Below are 16,854 nucleotides of genomic sequence, written 5' to 3' on the forward strand. Positions count from 1 at the left end.
TACCCACCGCCGGACCCGCCAACATCGTCGCGGCATGATCGAGCCCGCCCCCGACGGACCCACCGGGAGCACCGGGAGGCGCAGGCGGCTGCCCCGCGCCAGGAGCGCCGGGAGCGCCGGGAGCGCCGGGCGGACCGGGCGGCGTCGGAGGCCGACCCACCGCCGGACCCGCCAACATCGTCGCGGCATGATCGAGCCCGCCCCCGACGGACCCACCGGGAGCACCGGGAGGCGCAGGCGGCTGCCCCGCACCGGGAGCGCCGGGAGCACCGGGCGGCTGCGGGGGCCCACCGGCCGCGCCGGCCGCACCCGCCACGCCGGCCGCCCCACCGGCGGAGCCGCCCGCGGGGCCACCCGGCCGGGAGACCTGGGCCTTGCTGGTCGGGGCGTCGGCGATGTCCGCCGCCTCCGGGCGCGGCCCCACCGCGGGTACGACGGCCGTCCTCGGCAGTTGGCTGCCACCGGGCATCAGCGTGGTCCGCGCCTCCGGAGCCACACCGGTGGACGAGGGCGCTTCCTCCAGGTCCGATCCGGAGAGCGGCGGCGCGAACACCGTCGCGGGGAGGGGCACGGAGGCCTCGTCGGCGCCTGAGTTCACGTCGGTCCCGGCCCAGGGCGTGGCCCCGGTCGGTACCCCGTCGTTCGCGGTCGGCTCGTACGGGACCTCGCCCCCGCGCCGCAGCGGGACCGGCTCGCCGGCGGCGCCGGGAGCCGGCGCGGGCTCGGGGGCCGGGACGACCGGAGCGGGCGGGGCGGGCGACACCGGCGACGGAGAGGCCGGTGCCGAGGAGGAGCCCCCGCTCCGCGGGATCCCCGCCCGGTCGGCCGCCTCCTGGAGCCACTCCGGCGGGCTCAGCATGAACGAGGTCATCTCGGAGTCGATCCGCGGTTGCGGCACCGAGGGTTCGGCGGGGGCCGTCGCGGCCGCGGCGCCGTATTCCTCCTCGTACCGCCTGATGACCTCGCCGACCGGCAGCCCCGGCCACAGCGTCACCTCGCCGCTGTCCCGCGCGATGACCAGCCGCTGCCGGCCGCCGCCGGACACCGGACCGGTGGGCCGGTCCTCGGCCCACACGACGAACCCGAGACCGAACTCGCGTACGCGCACCTCCCGGTGCTGGTAGGCGGGGACGTCCCCGTTGATCCACTCCTCGGCGCGTTCCTGCGCCTGCGCAAACGTCACCACAGTGCGATCAACCCTCCATGCCCGGACTCAGCACCGGAACCGAACGTGCGAATCCGCCGTCCACCATCAGACCGGCCACCGTCTCCAGCTCCGGCGGGTTGCCCGCCAGGCGCTCCAGGAAGGCATCGAAATCGGCACCGCACGGCAGCAGCAACTGATCCACCCGTTCCTGCACCGACCAACCGTCCCGGTCGCGCGCGTCGTCGAACGGGGAGAACCAGACGGAACCGATCGCCTGGCCCTTCACCTTCACCGCGATCAATCCGCCCTGTACGAAGGCCACGCTCAGGTAGTCCTTCGTCAGGTGGTCGCGCAGGCACTTGTTGACGTAGACGAGGTCGTTGATCGCCGCCTCGTCGCGCACCGTGAAGAACGGCTGGTCGACGAGCAGGCCCAGTTCCACGAACAGGCCGGCTCCCACGGGGGCGCAGCCGCCCGCCGCCTTGAGGAAGGACCGGTACGCCTCGGGCAGCCGGTAGCCGAGGTCCTCCTCGACGCCCTGCACCTGCTGCTCGGACACCGACACCAGCGTCTTGGGCAGTTCCAGGTGCGCCGGGCGCACTTCCTGGAGGGGACGCGTACCGCGCTTGTCGTGGTCGACCGGGGCCGTCGCGAGACCGGCGTGGTGCCGCAGCAGCGCCTTGACCTCGACGGGGACCAGCTCCATCCGGCGCGTCCCGGCGACGTGGTGCCAGGTCCAGCCGTGCGGGGTCGCCACGGGTCCGACGGTGTCCCACAGCTCGTGGCCCGCCGCGCGCATCGCCGCGTTCGCGGAGACGCAGTCCGTCAGGCGCAGCTCGTCGACGCCGAAGCCCTCCGGGGGCTCGGCGATCTCCACCGCGGCACGCGCGTAGCGCGAGAAATCGGGATGACCGTCCCCGTCCATCCGCACTCCATGGGGATGGCGGGCGGCCCGGACCGGGTCCGGGAAGTGCACGACCTGCCCCGAGTAAGCGGCGTTGGGTGGCGCGGCCTGCTGCCCGAGCCGACCTGTCGTCATGGCGGTAGCCCCCTGCTGGATCTGGCTGGTTCGCCACAGCCTAAGCGTTCGGGCAAGACCGGCACCCGTCCCTACCCAGTGCGCACGCGCACCAGGCAGGAACATCCGAATTGATACGAATATTCGACCCCGCTTCCACACGGCAGGTGACATTTGACAGGCTGTCCCCGCAGCACGGGGGCGTGCGCGACAGCGGCCACCACCGCCGCCACGGGAGGGAAGGCGCGACCATGCAGACCGCGACACCAGGAAACACGGCAACCCGCACCGACCACGCGGAACCGACGGACGCCGGCGCCACCGGCGATCCCCGCCTGCGCTGGAGCAGCACCGACGGCGCCGCACCGCCCGTCCTGCGCTTCCGCCGGGACGGAATCCTGCCCACCGTCGCCGCCGCGCTCTCCGTGCGCGGCGAGACCCTGACGGGCACCGCCGGCAAGGCCGACCAGCCTCCCGTGCTCCACCCGCTCGTCCAGGACTTCCTCGACACCCTCACCAGCGGCCAGCGCGAACGCTTCACCGGCCGGTGCCCGGAGGCGATCCTGATCTCCCGCCACCTCGCCGCCGTGGAAGGCGCCCGCAGCAGGCGCGCCTCCCGCAAGCCCCTGACCGCCGGCGAGGCCCGCCGGTCCCTCAAGCACTCCCGGATCACCGCCCGCCGCATCCGGGAGGACGGCGACCCGCTGCACGGCAGCTACGCACCGCCCTGCCGCTCCTGCGACCCGCTCCTCAACCACTTCGGCGTACGCCCCGTCGACCTCACCCACCCCGAGTAGCCACCATGACCGCCTCCTCAGCCTCCTACGACCGCTCCTCGGCCACCCGTTTCCCGGGTCCCGTGGACTCCGCGCTGCGCACCGCCGGCTGGGAGCCCGGCCGCTGGGACATCAAGCAGGCCGAGTACTGGGCCGACGCGCTGCGCGACCACACCACCCCGGCCGGCCACCGCCACACCGTCTTCCCCGCGGCCGTCGAGGCCTGGGCGGAGTTCGGCGGGCTCATCGTGGCCGCACCCGGGACCGGCCGCCAGATAGCCCCGACCCCGATCCGTCTCGACCCGCTCACCGGCCTGCACCTGGCCCGCACCTTCGCCGACCTCGGCCGGGCCCTGTCGACCCGGCTCTGCCCGCTCGGGGTGGACTCCGACGGCGCGTCCCACCTGGCGATCGACCGCGAGGGCCGCGTCTACGGCATCGACCACACGGGCGACTGGTACCTGGGCGCCGGCCTCGACGAGGCCCTGACCCTGCTCCTGACGGGCCTCCAACCGGTCCGCCTGAGCACGGAGCCCTGAGCCCCCGCCACCGACCCCGGACACGGCCGCGGGCGGGGAATCCGGTGACCCGGCCCCCCGCCCCGTCCCGCCGGCGGGACCCTACGCCGGCCGCACGCGCGGCAACACCGCCGAGACCCGGAAGCCACCGGCGTCCGTCGGCCCCGACACGAACACGCCGCCGAGGCCCACGACCCGCTCGCGCATCCCGACGAGCCCGTTGCCCCCGCTCGGCAGCCCGGGCCGGGTCACGTCGGCCGCGCAGGGCCCGTTCTCCACCTGCATGGCGACCTCCCCGTCCCGGTGCGCCAGCCGTACGACGACCCGCGCGCCCGGCGCGTGCTTGTGGCAGTTGGTCAAGGCCTCCTGCACCACGCGGTAGGCGGTCTGCTCCACCTCCGCCGGGTACGTGACCTCCCGCCCCTCCCCCTGCACCAGCAGCTCGACGACCATCCCGGCCGTCCGGGACTGCCCGATGAGCGCCTCCAACTCCTCCAGCGAGGGCCCTTCGTCGAATCCCCCCGCGGGCGGGCACGCCGCAGGCGGGGGCGCCACCGGCTTCGAGGACCCGGACCGCAGCACGCCGAGCATCTCCCGCAGTTCCGTGAGGGCCTGCCGGCCCATGTCCCCGACCAGCGCGGCGTTGCGCGCCGCCTTCGCGGGATCCTTCGCGGCGACGGCCTGGAGGGCCGCGGCGTGCACGACCATCAGGGACACCCGGTGCGCCACGACGTCGTGCATCTCGCGCGCGATCCGCGTCCGTTCCTCCGTACGGGCCCATTCGGCCCGCTCCTCCGCCCGGTCCGCCAGCAGCGACAGCTCGCGCTCCAGCGAGTCGGCGCGCTCCTGGAGGCTCTCCATCAGTCGGCGTCGGGCGCCCACGTACAGGCCGAGGAGCACGGGCGGCACGGTCAGCGCCACCGCCATGAACGCGGACAGCACGAACACGAGCGTGCTGTCGGCCTCGACGTCGCCCCGGGTGCGCAGGTATGTCACGACGAACGTCCCTGCGAGTGCCATCGGGGCGAGCGTCGCCACGATCCGCCGCGGCACCTCGGACGCGGCGAGCGTGTAGAGCCCGACCACCCCCAGCAGGAAGCCCATCATCGCCGGGGTCACGGCGATGCCCACCAGGGCCACCGCGATGGGCCAGCGGCGCCTCAGCACCAGCGTGGACCCCACCACCAGCCCGAACAGCACCCCGACGACCACGGGCACGCCCGCCTCGCGGGCGGTCGGCACCCCTTCCAGGGCGCACTCGACGGCGGACACCACCCCCAGCCCCACGTCCAGGACGGCACCCCGCCGCCGCTCCCACCACCAGGGCCCGTCCCGCTCGGCCCCGCCCCGTTCTTCCCCCGTACCGGTCATGCCGACCAGCGTACGCAGGGGGTCCCGCGCCCGGGCGAGCCGATTTCCGCGGGCGCGGGCACGGCGCGCGTACGACGAGGCGCTGATCCATTCCGTCGCGTCGAGGCGTGGTGTTGCGGCATAGTAGGTGCCGTCGAATCAACCGGCGGGTGTTACCGTCCGGTTCGATAGGGATATTCCCCTGTGGTGTAATTGGCAGCACTGAGGCTTTTGGTGCCTTATGTCCGGGTTCGAGTCCTGGCGGGGGAGCTTCGCACGTTCGGGTCCCGACCTCCACGGTCGGGACCCGGCTTCGTTTGTGGATGTTGGGGCCCGGCTATCCTTCACGGGTCCACCACCCGAAGCCGAAGGGCACACCCGTGAGCGCAACCCGCCCGGCAGCCGTCGTCGTACTCGCAGCGGGTGAAGGCACCCGCATGAAGTCGGCCACTCCCAAGGTTCTGCACGAGATCAGCGGGCGCTCGCTCGTCGGTCACGTGGTCGCCGCATCCCGCGAACTGGACCCCACCCACCTCGTGGTCGTCGTGGGTCACGCCCGCGAGCAGGTCACCGAGCACCTCGCCGCGATCGACGCCGACGTGCGCACCGCCGTCCAGTACGAGCAGAACGGCACCGGGCACGCCGTCCGGATGGCGCTGGAGGAGCTCGGCGGACCGGTCGACGGGACCGTGGTCGTGGTCTGCGGCGACACCCCGCTGCTGACCGGCAGGACCCTCGGCGCCCTGGTCGCCACGCACGAGGCGGACGGCAACGCCGTCACCGTGCTCACGGCCGAGGTGCCGGACTCCACCGGCTACGGGCGCATCGTCCGCGACGCGGGCACCGGCGCCGTCACCGCGATCGTCGAGCACAAGGACGCCACCGACGCCCAGCGCGCGATCCGTGAGATCAACTCCGGCGTCTTCGCCTTCGACGGGGCCCTGCTGTCCGACGCCCTCGGCAAGGTCCGCACGGACAACAGCCAGGGCGAGGAGTACCTCACCGACGTCCTCGGCATCCTGCGCGAGGCCGGACACCGCGTCGGCGCGGCCGTCGGCGCGGACCACCGGCAGATCCTCGGGATCAACAACCGGGTCCAGCTGGCCGAGGCCCGTGCGCTGCTGAACGCGCGCCTGCTGGAGCGGGCCATGCTCGCCGGCGTGACGGTCGTGGACCCGGCGAGCACCTTCATCGACGTGTCGGTGACCTTCGGGCAGGACGCCCTGATCCACCCGGGCACCCAGCTGCTCGGGAACACGCACGTGGCCGAGGGTGCCGAGGTCGGCCCCAACACCCGCCTGAAGGACACCCGGGTGGGTCCGCGGGCGCGCGTGGACAACACGGTCGCGGACACGGCCGTGATCGGGGAATCGGCGAGCGTCGGCCCGTTCGCATACCTGCGACCGGGCACGAACCTCGGCCCCAGGGCCAAGGCCGGCACGTACGTCGAGATGAAGAACGCGACGATCGGCGAGGGCACCAAGGTGCCGCACCTGTCGTACGTCGGCGACGCGACGATCGGCGACCACACGAACATCGGCGCGGCCAGCGTGTTCGTGAACTACGACGGCGAGCACAAGCACCACACGACCGTCGGCTCACACTGCAAGACGGGATCCGACAACATGTTTGTGGCTCCCATCACCATCGGGGACGGCGCCTACACGGCCGCCGGCTCGGTGATCACCAAGGACGTGCCGCCCGGCGCCCTGGCCGTGGCCCGCGGCCAGCAGCGGAATATCGAGGGCTGGGTGGCCCGCAAGCGTCCCGGCAGCGCGGCGGCGACGGCCGCGCAGTCGACCGCGGACAAGGACCCCGGCCGCCCGTGAGGTGAACTGGCCGGAAACAGGTGCGCCCGCGACGGCGTACCGTGATAGGTGCACGCAATTCGGCTGGCTCACCGTGTGCGGGACGGACGCGCACGGGGGCGAGCAGCTTTCAGACGTCTGAGGAGACTGTGCTGTGACCGGGATCAAGACGACCGGCGAGAAGAAGCTGATGCTCTTCTCCGGCCGCGCCCACCCCGAGCTGGCCGAGGAGGTCGCACACCAGCTGGGAGTCGGCCTCGTGCCGACCAAGGCTTTCGACTTCGCGAACGGTGAGATCTACGTCCGCTTCCAGGAGTCGGCGCGCGGCGCGGACTGCTTCCTGATCCAGAGCCACACGGCTCCGATCAACAAGTGGATCATGGAGCAGCTGATCATGATCGACGCGCTCAAGCGCGCGTCGGCCCGCTCCATCACCGTGATCGTCCCGTCCTACGGCTACGCCCGTCAGGACAAGAAGCACAAGGGTCGCGAGCCGATCTCGGCCCGTCTGGTCGCGGACCTGCTGAAGACCGCGGGTGCGGACCGCATCCTCACGGTCGACCTGCACACCGACCAGATCCAGGGCTTCTTCGACGGCCCGGTCGACCACCTGTCGGCCCTCTCGGTCCTCGCGGACTACGTCGGCGCCAAGGTGGACCGCACCAAGCTGACGATCGTCTCCCCGGACGCCGGCCGCGTGCGCGTCGCCGACCGCTGGTGCGACCGCCTGGACGCGCCGCTGGCGATCGTGCACAAGCGCCGCGACAAGGACGTCGCCAACCAGGTGACCGTCCACGAGGTCGTCGGTGAGGTCCGGGGCCGCGTCTGCGTCCTGGTCGACGACATGATCGACACCGGTGGCACCATCTGCGCCGCCGCCGACGCGCTGTTCGCGCACGGCGCCGAGGACGTCATCGTGACGGCCACGCACGGCATCCTGTCGGGCCCGGCCGCCGACCGGCTGAAGAACTCCAAGGTCAGCGAGTTCGTGTTCACGAACACCCTGCCGGACCCGTCCGACCTGGAGCTCGACAAGATCACCGTGCTGTCGATCGCCCCGATGATCGCCCGCGCGGTGCGCGAGGTCTTCGAGGACGGTTCGGTGACGAGCCTCTTCGAGGAGCAGCAGTAACCGTTCCTCGGTTAGATCCTTTTGGTGCGGCCTCCCCCGCCCGGGTACACTCCACGAGTTGCTCGGCGAGGGAGGCCGCACCCGTTTCGGGTTCGGACGCTCCGTTATCGACGCGCTCTTCGTAGCAGGCCGTTCCGGCCGGGTGACTGTCGTCCATTTCCGTCACCCCACGAGGAGTGAGCATGTCCGAGGTCAAGCTTTCCGCCAAGATCCGTGACACCTTCGGCAAGGGCTCCGCCCGCCAGGCCCGTCGCGACGCCCTGACCCCCGGTGTCATCTACGGCCACGGCACCGAGCCGAAGCACGTCAACGTCGACGCCCACGCCCTCCAGCTGGCGCTGCGCACCCCGAACGTCCTGCTCTCCCTGGACCTGGGCGACGCCGGCACCGAGCTGGTCATCCCGAAGGCCGTGCAGAAGCACCCGCTGAAGCGCTCGATCTCGCACGTCGACTTCCTGATCGTCAAGAAGGGCGAGAAGGTCACCGTCGACGTCGCGATCGTCACCGAGGGCGAGCTGGCCGCCGGCGGCAACATGCTGGAGACCCTCCAGAACACCATCTCCGTCGAGGCCGAGGCCACCCACATCCCGACCGAGGTCACCGTCTCCATCGCGGGCCTTGAGGCCGGCGACACCATCCACGCCAAGGACCTGGTCCTCCCGAAGGGCACCACCCTGGCCGTCGACGGCGACATCGCCGTCCTCCAGGTCGTGGCCCCGCAGGCCGAGGAGCCGGCCGCCGAGGCCGAGGGCACCGAGGCCTGAGCCTCGCCCCACCCCCTCAGCAGTTGCTGACCGACCGCCGTCCGGCTCCACTGGAGCGGGACGGCGGTCGTTCTCGTGTACGGGCTCAACGCGTAAGGAGCTTTTGATGTCGGACGACGCGGCGCCCTGGCTGGTCGTCGGCCTGGGCAACCCCGGGCCGGAGTACGCGGGCAACCGCCACAACATCGGGTTCATGGTGGCCGACCTGCTGGCCGAGCGGATCGGCGGCAGGTTCAAGGCGCACAAGGCCCGGGCCCAGGTGGTCGAGGGCCGCATCGGCCCGCCGGGCCCGGCGAACCGCCGGGTGGTGCTGGCGAAGCCGATGTCGTTCATGAACCTGTCGGGCGGCCCGGTGACGGCCCTGCGCGACTTCTACAAGGTCCCGACCGAGCGGATCATCGCGATCCACGACGAGTTGGACATCGACTATCCGACGCTGCGCCTGAAACTGGGCGGCGGCGACAACGGGCACAACGGCCTGAAATCGATGACGAAGGCGATGGGCCCGGACTACCACCGGGTCCGCTGCGGCATCGGCAGGCCGCCCGGTCGGATGCAGGTCGCCGACTTCGTGCTGAAGGACTTCTCCTCGACGGAGCGCAAGGAACTGGACTGGTTCGTGGACCGGTCCGCCGACGCCGTGGAGAGCCTGATCCAGGAGGGCCTGGAGCGGGCCCAGTCCACGTACAACTCGTAGGGCGTACGGGAAGGGCCCCCGTCACCGGAGGAATCCGGTGACGGGGGCCCTTCCCGCGTGCGGGCGCGGGTCAGCCGGTGTTGCGCAGGCCGGCGGCGACGCCGTTGACGGTGAGCAGCAGGGCGCGGGCCAGCAGCGGGTCCGCCTCCTCGCCGCGTGCGACGGCCGCGCGCTGGCGGGCCAGCAGGGAGACCTGGAGGTAGGAGATCGGGTCCAGGTAGGCGTCGCGGACGGCGAAGGTCTGCTGGAGGACCGGGTTGGAGTCCAGGAGCTCCTTGCCGCCGGTGATGCGCAGCACCTCGCGGACGGTCAGCTCGTGCTCGGCCTCGATGCGGGCGAACACGTGCTTGAGGTTCTCCGGGACGAGCGTGTCGACGTAGTGCCGCGCGATGCGCAGGTCGGTCTTGGCGAGGGTCATCTCGACGTTGGAGAGGAAGTTGCGGAAGAAGTGCCAGCGCTCCCCCATCTCGCCGAGGGCCGCGTCCTGGCCGGCCTCGCGCAGCGCCTTGAGGCCGGAGCCGACGCCGTACCAACCGGGGACGATCTGGCGGGACTGGGTCCAGCCGAACACCCACGGGATGGCGCGCAGTCCGTCGAGGCCGGCGCCGGAGTCGGGGCGGCGGGAGGGACGGGACCCCAGGTGCAGGTCGGCGAGCTGGTCCACGGGGGTGGCCGCGAAGAAGTACGAGGGCAGGTCCGGGTCCTCGACGAGCGCCCGGTAGGCGCCGTGCGCGGCGTCGGACACGATGTCCATGGCCGCGTCCCAGCGGGCGAGGGCCTCGTCGGACTGGCGGGGCGCGGTGTGCAGGGCGGAGGCCTGCAGGGTGGCCGCGACGGTCAGTTCCAGGTTCTCGCGGGCCAGCGAGGGGACGAGGTACTTGTCGGAGATGACCTCGCCCTGCTCGGTGACCTTGATCTCGCCTTCGAGGGTGCCCCAGGGCTGCGCGAGGATCGCGTCGTGCGAGGGGCCGCCACCGCGGCCGACGGTGCCGCCGCGGCCGTGGAAGAGGCGCAGGCGCACGCCGTAGCGGTGCGCGACGTCGCGGAGCCGGCGCTGGGCGCGGTGGATCTCCCACTGGGAGGTGGTGATGCCGCCGAACTTGGAGGAGTCGGAGTAGCCGAGCATGACCTCCTGGACGTCGCCGCGCAGGGAGACGAGGCGCCGGTAGGAGGGGTCGGCGAGCATCTCGTCGAGGATGACGTCGGCGGCGCGGAGCTCGTCGGTGGTCTCCAGGAGCGGGACGATGCCGATCTTGGCCCAGCCGCCGTGGAGGTCGAGGAGGCCGGCCTCGCGGGCGAGGACGGCCGCGGCGAAGACGTCGTCGGCGCCCTGGCACATCGAGATGATGTAGGACTCGATGACCTCGGGGCCGAACTTCTCGAAGGCGTCCTTGATCGCGCCGAAGACGCCGAGGGTCTTCTGCCCGGCCGCGTCGAGCGGTGCCGGGGTGGGGGCCAGCGGCCGTCGCGAGCGCAGCTCCTTGGCGAGGAGCTTCTGCCGGTAGTCGCGCGGCATGTCGGCGTAGCGCCAGGACTCCTCGCCGAGCCGGTCGAAGAGCTGGCCGAGGGCGTGGTGGTGGGCGTCGGCGTGTTCGCGCACGTCCATGGTCGCCAGCTGGAGGCCGAAGGCGGCCAGCGTGCGGATGGTGCGGTCCATCCGGCCGTCGGCGAAGAGCGCGCCCCGGTGCTCGCGCAGCGAGGTCTGGATGAGGGTGAGGTCGGTGAGCAGCTCGGCGGTGCCGAGGTAGTCGCGACCCTCCTCGTGCGCGGTGCCCTTGGCGAGGCGGTCGCGGGTGTTGACCAGCTTCTGCCGGATGCAGGTGGCCTTCAGGCGGTACGGCTCCTCGGCGTTCAGCCGCTTGTAGCGGGGGCTGATCTCGGGGAGGCGTTCCAGGTCGGCCTGGAGGGAGGTGAGGAGTTCCTCGGTGGCGCCGGTGTAGCGGATGGAGTTGGACAGCAGACCGCGCAGGAAGTCGATCAGCTCCAGGGCGTCGGAGATGCCGTGCTCGTGCTGGAGGATCAGGACGTCGCGGGTGACGTCGGGCGTGACGTTGGGGTTGCCGTCGCGGTCGCCACCGATCCAGGTGCCGAAGGTGAGCGGGCGGGTGCCCGCGGGGATCTCGACGCCGACGCGCTGGAGCTCGGCGGCGAGGTCCTCCAGGACGTCGCCGACGGCGCCCGCGTGCAGCTCGTCGAGGTAGTAGATGGCGTTGCGGGCCTCGTCCGCGGGCTCGGGACGGACCACGCGCAGTTCGTCGGTCTGCCAGACGAGGTCGATGTTCTCGGCGAGCCGCAGGTCGTGGCGGCGGCGCTCGCCGGCGCCCGAGACGGGCTCCTCCAGGAGCGCGGCGATGCGGCGCAGCTTGTTCAGGACGCTGCGGCGGGCCGCCTCGGTGGGGTGCGCGGTGAAGACGGGCCGGACGTTGAGGTTCTTGACCGTCTGCCGCAGGTGCTCGGGGTCCGCGTCCTTGAGCATGTCGGCGGTGCGGGCGAGGAGCCCGCCCTCGGCGGCGCGGTGGGCCCGGAGCTCCTTGCCGCGGTGGACCTGCTCGGTGACGTTGGCGAGGTGGAAGTAGGTGGAGAAGGCGCGCACCAGCTTGGCGGCGGTCTCCAGGTCGGTGTCGCCGAGGAGGGTGGCCGCGGCTTCGCCGTCGGTGCGCGTCAGCGCGCGGACGCGTTCGACGAGGTCGAGGAGGTCCTGGCCCTCCTGGCGTACGAGGGTCTCCCCGAGGAGGTCGCCGAGGCGGCGGATGTCCGCGCGCAGCTCGGCGTTGGCCGTGTCCGCGGCGTTGGCGGATACGGGGGTGGCGGGGGCCTGGTCAGCACTGCTCACAGGTGCGGCTCCTTGCAGTGTTCGAGCGCTACTGGGCGGGGGGCTGCCCGGGTGCGCGCGGCGGTGCCGCGTCCTGATGCGCAGCTCGGGCTGCCCGTGCGGACCGCGCTGTCCGACGAGAACAGGATAGGTGGCCCGTGCCGCTGCCCGGTCAGGGTGCCCGTCCAGTGGACGGGCGCGGCGCCGCGACGCGGCGCCCGGGGGAGGTCGCGGGCGTGCTCCTCTTGCCGGATGCGGGACCTTTGCCATACTTACGACGCCGTAGGTTACGGACCCGTAGGTCCGCGCCCGGCGCCTGCCGACTCCTCACCCCCCGGGGGAACCCCCATGACCACCAGTCCGGACCTGATCGAGGACGCGCCCTCGTCCTCCGCGCGCGGAAGCGGTACCCCGTCCGAACCGTCCGCCACGCTCGGCGGGGAGAACAAGCGGTCCATCGAGCAGATCGCCCTGCTGCTGTTCATCACCGTCCCCTTCCTCGCGCTGCTGGCGGCGATCCCGCTGGCCTGGGGCTGGGGGGTGAGCTGGCTGGACGTCGGCCTGATGGTGTTCATGTACTTCCTCGCCTGCCACGGCATCACCATCGGCTTCCACCGGTACTTCACGCACGGTTCCTTCAAGGCGAAGCGGCCCCTGCGGATCGCCCTGGCGATCATGGGGTCGATGGCGGTGGAGGGTCCGCTGGTGCGCTGGGTCGCGGACCACCGCAAGCACCACAAGTACTCCGACCACGAGGGCGACCCGCATTCGCCGTGGCGGTTCGGCGAGACGCTGCCGGCCCTGATGAAGGGCCTGTGGTGGGCGCACATCGGATGGCTCTTCGACGAGGAGCAGACGGACCAGCAGAAGTACGCCCCGGACCTGATCAAGGACCCGGCGATCCGACGGATCTCGCGCGACTTCATCTACTGGACGATGTTCTCGCTGGCGATCCCGCCGCTGGTGGGCGGTCTGGTGACGATGTCCTGGTGGGGCGCGTTCACGGCGTTCTTCTGGGGTTCGCTGGTGCGCGTGGCGCTGCTCCACCACGTGACCTGGTCGATCAACTCGATCTGTCACGCCGTGGGCAAGCGGCCGTTCAGGTCCCGGGACCGCAGCGGCAACGTGTGGTGGCTGGCGGTGCTGTCCTGCGGGGAGTCCTGGCACAACCTGCACCACGCCGACCCGACGTCGGCGCGGCACGGCGTGCTGCGCGGGCAGGTCGATTCGAGCGCGCGGCTGATCCGCTGGTTCGAGCAGCTGGGATGGGCGTCGGACGTGCGGTGGCCCTCGGCCGACCGGATCGCCGCCCGACGCCAGGAAAAGATGACGAACCCGGCATGATGGGGGACGTGGCGATCGACGGCAGCAGTTCCAGCAGCGACAAGCCCCGGCGAGGCCGTCGGGTCCGGATGACGGGCGCCGAGAGGCGTCAGCAACTGCTGGACATCGGCCGCACCCTGTTCGCGGAGAAGGGCTTCGAGGGCACGTCGGTGGAGGAGATCGCGGCCAAGGCCGGGGTGTCCAAGCCGGTGGTGTACGAGCACTTCGGCGGCAAGGAGGGCCTGTACGCGGTGGTGGTCGACCGCGAGATGCGCCAACTGCTGGACGGGGTGACGGGGGCCCTGACCGCCGGGCATCCGCGGGAGCTCCTGGAACAGGCCGCGTTCGCCCTGCTCGACTACATCGAGAGCTATACGGACGGCTTCCGGATCCTGGTCCGGGATTCGCCCGTGGCCCAGTCGACGGGCACCTTCGCCTCGCTGATCAGCGACATCGCCACGCAGGTCGAGGACATCCTGGGGTTGGAGTTCAAGGCCCGCGGGTTCGATCCGAAGCTGGCGCCGCTGTACGCGCAGGCGCTCGTCGGGATGGTGGCGCTGACGGGCCAGTGGTGGCTGGAGACCCGGCAGCCGAAGAAGGCCGAGGTCGCCGCGCACCTGGTGAACCTGTCCTGGCACGGGCTGGAGAACCTGGAGGCCAGACCCAGGCTCGTGGGACACCGCAAGAACTGAGCGGCGGAACCGGCGACGGCGCCCCGTCACCGGAAGATCCGGTGGCGGGGCGCCGTCGCGTCGGGTTGCTACGAGCGGGGTCCGGACGGTCCCCGCTCGGCCGGGTCGTGCGCCTCAAGGAACTCCAGCCGGTTGCCCACCGGGTCCTCGGAGTAGAAGCGCTTGTGGCCCGGCAGGTCGTCGTCCCACACCACCCGCGCCCCGCGCTCGCGGAGCCGGCGCGCGTACTCCTCGATGCCGGTCACCCGCAGGCCCGGGTGCGCCTTGCGGGCGGGACGGAAGTCCTCCTCCACCCCGAGGTGCAGCTGGACGGCGCCGACGGCGAACCAGCAGCCGCCCCGGGCGGCGAGGACGGGTGGTTTGGTCAGCTCCGTCATGCCGAGGACGCCCGCGTAGTAGGCGCGCAGCGCGTCCTCGGAGTCGGGGGGCGCCGCGAGTTGCACGTGGTCGACGGCGGTCAGCACGGTCAGGCCTCCTTGCGGGCGATGGCGAAGATGCGGCGGAAGGGGAAGACGGTGCCGCGGGGGCCGGGCGGGTAGGCCTGGCGCAGCGCCTCGCGGTATTCGGCGAGGAAGGTCTCGACGGCCTCCCGGTCGTCGCCCAGGGCGGTCAGGACGGGCCTCAGGGCGGTGCCCTTGACCCAGTCGAGCACCGGGTCGGGTCCTTGCAGCAGCTGGTGGTAGGTGGTCTCCCACACGTCGACGGCGCACCCGAGCTCGGTGAATCGGGCGAGGTACTCGGCGGGTTCGAGGAGGTGGACGTAGCGGGCGCCGTGCCCGGCGAGGCGCGAGTGCCAGCGCGGGGTGTCGCACAGTTCGGCCAGCAGCCGGTGGCTGGGGGCGCCGAAGTTGCCGGGGATCTGGAAGGCGAAGGTGCCGCCGGGCCGCAGCCCGTGGATCCAGGCCGCGAAGGACCCGGGGTGGCTGGGCACCCATTGCAGGGCCGCGTTGGAAACGATCAGGTCGTAGGTCTCCTCGGGCATCCAGTCGGCGATGTCGCCGTGCCGGAAGTCGAGCCGGCCGCCGCCCGCGGTGGGACCGGCGTACTCCGCCGTGGCGCGGGCGAGCATCTCGGGCGACAGGTCGAAGCCGGTGATCCGGGCCTCGGGCCAGCGTTCGGCGAGGAGGGCGGTGACGTTGCCGGGGCCGCAGCCGAGGTCGGCGATGCGCAGGCCGGGGCTCTCGTCGGACTTCGCGGGAGGCGTGGGCAGCTCGGATATGCGCGTCAGCAGGTCGAGGAAGGGGCGGGTTCGGTGTCCCGCGTGCCGGAGGTATTGCTGGGGGTCCCAGGTGGGTGCGGACGGGGTGGAACCGTCCAGGGCCGGGGGGCGCACGGCCGGCGCGATGTCGGAATGCATGTTCGAAGCCTCCCTACTGGTGGGGCGAGTGGAAGCGGAAGCCGTTCCGGCCACCTCCATGCCCCATGGTCGGCCAGAATATATCTCGAAGTCAAGATTCTTGATTTCAAGAGACTTCATATCGACAGACCCCTTACACTGATCCGCATGGAGGACGAGGTCGACCGACTGGTCGCGGCATGGCGGCGAGAGCGCCCTGACCTCGACGTGGAACCACTTGAGGTGCTCAGTCGGGTCAGCCGGCTCGCGCGCCACCTCGACCGCGCCCGCAGGCTGGCCTTCGCCGAGCACGGGCTGGAGCCGTGGGAGTTCGACGTGCTGACATCGCTGCGGCGCGCGGGCGCGCCCTACCAGCTGTCCCCCGGGCAACTCCTGACGCAGACGCTCGTCACCTCGGGCACCATGACCAACCGCATCGACCGGCTCGCCAAGAAGGGCCTCGTCGAACGGCTCCCCGACCCCAACGACCGTCGGGGCGTACTGGTGCGGCTGACGCCGGAGGGGCGCGACCGCGCCGACCAGTCCCTCGCGGGTCTGCTGGCCCAGGAACGGGCGATCCTGGCCCAGCTCTCGACGGCGCAGCGCGGCGACCTCGCCGGGCTGCTACGCCAGTTGACCGCTCCGTTCGACAACGTCCCCGGGTAGACCGGCCAGTTCGGCGGGCCGTACGCCCGCCCGCCTGGCCAGGGCCACGGCCGCCAGCGTGGAGTGCACGCCCAGCTTGCCCAGCACGTTCTGCATGTGGGTGCGGACGGTGTGCGGGGACAGGAACAGCCTGGCCGCCACGTCCTTGCGGCCCAGCCCCGCCACCATGCAGCGGAGCACCTCGTGCTCCCTCGGGGTGAGCGACTCGACGAGCCGTTCGCTGTCCGTGCGGTGCTTGCGGGCGGCGGTGAGCTCCCGCAACACTCCGGTGAGCAGCGCGGGCGGCAGGTGGGTCTCCTCGCGCAGCACCCCCCGGATGACGGCGAGCAGCCGGGACAGCGAGCAGTCCTTCGCCACCCACCCGGAAGCGCCCGCCTGGAGGGCCAGCGCGGCCCTGCGGGGATCGTCCCGTTCGGCGAGGACCACGGTGCGGACCCCGGGATGGGTGACGCGCACCCCGGCGACCAGCGCGATCCCGTCCGGTCCGGACGGTGGTCCGGAGCCCTGTTCCCGCTGGACGGGCAGGGTCCCGGCGGCGGCGCCGAGGTCGGCGTCGACGAGCATGACGTCGAAGCGGCGGCCTTCCGCCACCGCGCGTTCGAGGCAGCGCGCGGCCGCGGGACCGCTGCCGGCCGCGGACACGTCCACGTCCGGCTCGGCCGCGAGCGCGGCGGCGAGGGACTCGGCGAAGATGCGGTGGTCGTCGACCACCAGAACCCGGATGCGAACCACAAAACCCCCAAGGGTCGGGGAACGGACGACTGCGGGTACGACGCCCGGACCAGGAGGTCCACAGGCCGTCGCAGCCGCCGCCG

General features: G+C 72.1%; 15 protein-coding genes, 1 tRNA gene and 1 pseudogene. 10 read left to right on the forward strand and 7 right to left on the reverse strand.

Going from position 1 to position 16,854, the window contains the following annotated elements:
- Positions 1 to 1,186: pseudogene (locus ACZ58N_RS13085) on the reverse strand (SUKH-4 family immunity protein); the annotation flags it as partial.
- A gap of 7 nt (positions 1,187 to 1,193) precedes the next feature.
- Complete coding sequence (locus ACZ58N_RS13090; RefSeq protein WP_471158429.1) at positions 1,194 to 2,186, reverse strand: SMI1/KNR4 family protein; 993 nt, start codon at positions 2,184 to 2,186, stop codon at positions 1,194 to 1,196.
- A gap of 230 nt (positions 2,187 to 2,416) precedes the next feature.
- Between ACZ58N_RS13090 and ACZ58N_RS13095 the strand changes: the two genes are divergently transcribed.
- The gene (locus tag ACZ58N_RS13095; protein WP_471159205.1) at positions 2,417 to 2,962 is read left to right on the forward strand and encodes a YwqJ-related putative deaminase; all 546 of its coding nucleotides are present in this window, start codon (positions 2,417 to 2,419) and stop codon (positions 2,960 to 2,962) included.
- 5 nt (positions 2,963 to 2,967) lie between these two features.
- Positions 2,968 to 3,480, forward strand: coding sequence for an SUKH-3 domain-containing protein (locus ACZ58N_RS13100; protein WP_471158431.1), 513 nt, complete (start codon positions 2,968 to 2,970; stop codon positions 3,478 to 3,480).
- A gap of 81 nt (positions 3,481 to 3,561) precedes the next feature.
- Here ACZ58N_RS13100 and ACZ58N_RS13105 read toward each other — a convergent pair whose 3' ends face one another.
- The gene (locus tag ACZ58N_RS13105) at positions 3,562 to 4,830 is read right to left on the reverse strand and encodes a sensor histidine kinase (protein ID WP_471158433.1); all 1,269 of its coding nucleotides are present in this window, start codon (positions 4,828 to 4,830) and stop codon (positions 3,562 to 3,564) included.
- Positions 4,831 to 5,007: 177 nt separating this feature from the next.
- On the opposite strand from ACZ58N_RS13105, the gene ACZ58N_RS13110 reads away from it, so the two are divergent.
- The 5 genes from ACZ58N_RS13110 to pth all read left to right on the forward strand — a co-directional run bounded on the left by ACZ58N_RS13110 (position 5,008) and on the right by pth (position 9,210).
- Positions 5,008 to 5,079 (forward strand) — tRNA-Gln (locus ACZ58N_RS13110).
- A 110-nt stretch (positions 5,080 to 5,189) separates the two neighbouring features.
- Complete coding sequence (gene glmU, locus ACZ58N_RS13115) at positions 5,190 to 6,638, forward strand: bifunctional UDP-N-acetylglucosamine diphosphorylase/glucosamine-1-phosphate N-acetyltransferase GlmU (RefSeq protein WP_471158435.1); 1,449 nt, start codon at positions 5,190 to 5,192, stop codon at positions 6,636 to 6,638.
- A gap of 133 nt (positions 6,639 to 6,771) precedes the next feature.
- Positions 6,772 to 7,749, forward strand: coding sequence for a ribose-phosphate diphosphokinase (locus tag ACZ58N_RS13120; RefSeq protein WP_031138975.1), 978 nt, complete (start codon positions 6,772 to 6,774; stop codon positions 7,747 to 7,749).
- A gap of 182 nt (positions 7,750 to 7,931) precedes the next feature.
- Positions 7,932 to 8,513 carry a 50S ribosomal protein L25/general stress protein Ctc gene (locus ACZ58N_RS13125; RefSeq protein ID WP_471158437.1) on the forward strand — a complete coding sequence of 194 codons (582 nt, stop codon included), beginning with the start codon at positions 7,932 to 7,934 and terminating at the stop codon, positions 8,511 to 8,513.
- Between the two features lie 106 nt (positions 8,514 to 8,619).
- Positions 8,620 to 9,210 (forward strand): aminoacyl-tRNA hydrolase, encoded by a 591-nt coding sequence (gene pth / locus ACZ58N_RS13130; RefSeq protein WP_471158439.1) that lies wholly within the window; start codon positions 8,620 to 8,622, stop codon positions 9,208 to 9,210.
- Positions 9,211 to 9,280: 70 nt separating this feature from the next.
- On the opposite strand, the gene ppc is transcribed toward pth, so the two are convergent.
- Complete coding sequence (gene ppc, locus ACZ58N_RS13135) at positions 9,281 to 12,043, reverse strand: phosphoenolpyruvate carboxylase (RefSeq protein ID WP_471158441.1); 2,763 nt, start codon at positions 12,041 to 12,043, stop codon at positions 9,281 to 9,283.
- A gap of 327 nt (positions 12,044 to 12,370) precedes the next feature.
- On the opposite strand from ppc, the gene ACZ58N_RS13140 reads away from it, so the two are divergent.
- Together ACZ58N_RS13140 and ACZ58N_RS13145 are read left to right on the forward strand one after the other, a co-directional pair.
- A complete protein-coding gene (locus tag ACZ58N_RS13140; RefSeq protein WP_471158443.1) occupies positions 12,371 to 13,366 on the forward strand; it encodes an acyl-CoA desaturase in 996 nt (331 codons plus the stop codon).
- Positions 13,363 to 14,037: a TetR family transcriptional regulator gene (locus ACZ58N_RS13145; protein ID WP_385580919.1), complete on the forward strand. Its 675-nt coding sequence runs from the start codon at positions 13,363 to 13,365 to the stop codon at positions 14,035 to 14,037. Before ACZ58N_RS13140 ends, ACZ58N_RS13145 begins: the two co-directional genes overlap by 4 nt.
- 68 nt (positions 14,038 to 14,105) lie before the next feature.
- On the opposite strand, the gene ACZ58N_RS13150 is transcribed toward ACZ58N_RS13145, so the two are convergent.
- Entirely contained in the window at positions 14,106 to 14,501 is a 396-nt protein-coding gene (locus ACZ58N_RS13150; RefSeq protein WP_471158445.1) for a VOC family protein, read from the reverse strand.
- Between the two features lie 2 nt (positions 14,502 to 14,503).
- On the reverse strand, positions 14,504 to 15,394 hold the full coding sequence (locus ACZ58N_RS13155; protein ID WP_471158447.1) for a trans-aconitate 2-methyltransferase: 891 nt from the start codon (positions 15,392 to 15,394) through the stop codon (positions 14,504 to 14,506).
- A gap of 147 nt (positions 15,395 to 15,541) precedes the next feature.
- Between ACZ58N_RS13155 and ACZ58N_RS13160 the strand changes: the two genes are divergently transcribed.
- Positions 15,542 to 16,039 carry a MarR family winged helix-turn-helix transcriptional regulator gene (locus ACZ58N_RS13160; RefSeq protein WP_281208799.1) on the forward strand — a complete coding sequence of 166 codons (498 nt, stop codon included), beginning with the start codon at positions 15,542 to 15,544 and terminating at the stop codon, positions 16,037 to 16,039.
- On the opposite strand, the gene ACZ58N_RS13165 is transcribed toward ACZ58N_RS13160, so the two are convergent.
- Positions 15,998 to 16,771, reverse strand: a complete 774-nt coding sequence (locus ACZ58N_RS13165) for a LuxR C-terminal-related transcriptional regulator (protein WP_471158450.1) — start codon at positions 16,769 to 16,771, stop codon at positions 15,998 to 16,000. The two genes, ACZ58N_RS13160 and ACZ58N_RS13165, sit on opposite strands and share 42 nt — an antisense overlap.
- Between the last annotated feature and the right edge of the window lie 83 nt (positions 16,772 to 16,854).

Source organism: Streptomyces sp. NPDC040432 (assembly GCF_055595445.1).

Bases quoted from the DNA above. Each gene is read 5' to 3' on its own strand.
- ACZ58N_RS13090 (WP_471158429.1), bottom strand. From the start codon at position 2,186: ATGACGACAGGTCGGCTCGGGCAGCAGGCCGCGCCACCCAACGCCGCT.
- ACZ58N_RS13095 (WP_471159205.1), top strand. From the start codon at position 2,417: ATGCAGACCGCGACACCAGGAAACACGGCAACCCGCACCGACCACGCG.
- ACZ58N_RS13100 (WP_471158431.1), top strand. From the start codon at position 2,968: ATGACCGCCTCCTCAGCCTCCTACGACCGCTCCTCGGCCACCCGTTTC.
- ACZ58N_RS13105 (WP_471158433.1), bottom strand. From the start codon at position 4,830: ATGACCGGTACGGGGGAAGAACGGGGCGGGGCCGAGCGGGACGGGCCC.
- ACZ58N_RS13125 (WP_471158437.1), top strand. From the start codon at position 7,932: ATGTCCGAGGTCAAGCTTTCCGCCAAGATCCGTGACACCTTCGGCAAG.
- pth (WP_471158439.1), top strand. From the start codon at position 8,620: ATGTCGGACGACGCGGCGCCCTGGCTGGTCGTCGGCCTGGGCAACCCC.
- ACZ58N_RS13140 (WP_471158443.1), top strand. From the start codon at position 12,371: ATGACCACCAGTCCGGACCTGATCGAGGACGCGCCCTCGTCCTCCGCG.
- ACZ58N_RS13145 (WP_385580919.1), top strand. From the start codon at position 13,363: ATGATGGGGGACGTGGCGATCGACGGCAGCAGTTCCAGCAGCGACAAG.
- ACZ58N_RS13155 (WP_471158447.1), bottom strand. From the start codon at position 15,394: ATGCATTCCGACATCGCGCCGGCCGTGCGCCCCCCGGCCCTGGACGGT.
- ACZ58N_RS13160 (WP_281208799.1), top strand. From the start codon at position 15,542: ATGGAGGACGAGGTCGACCGACTGGTCGCGGCATGGCGGCGAGAGCGC.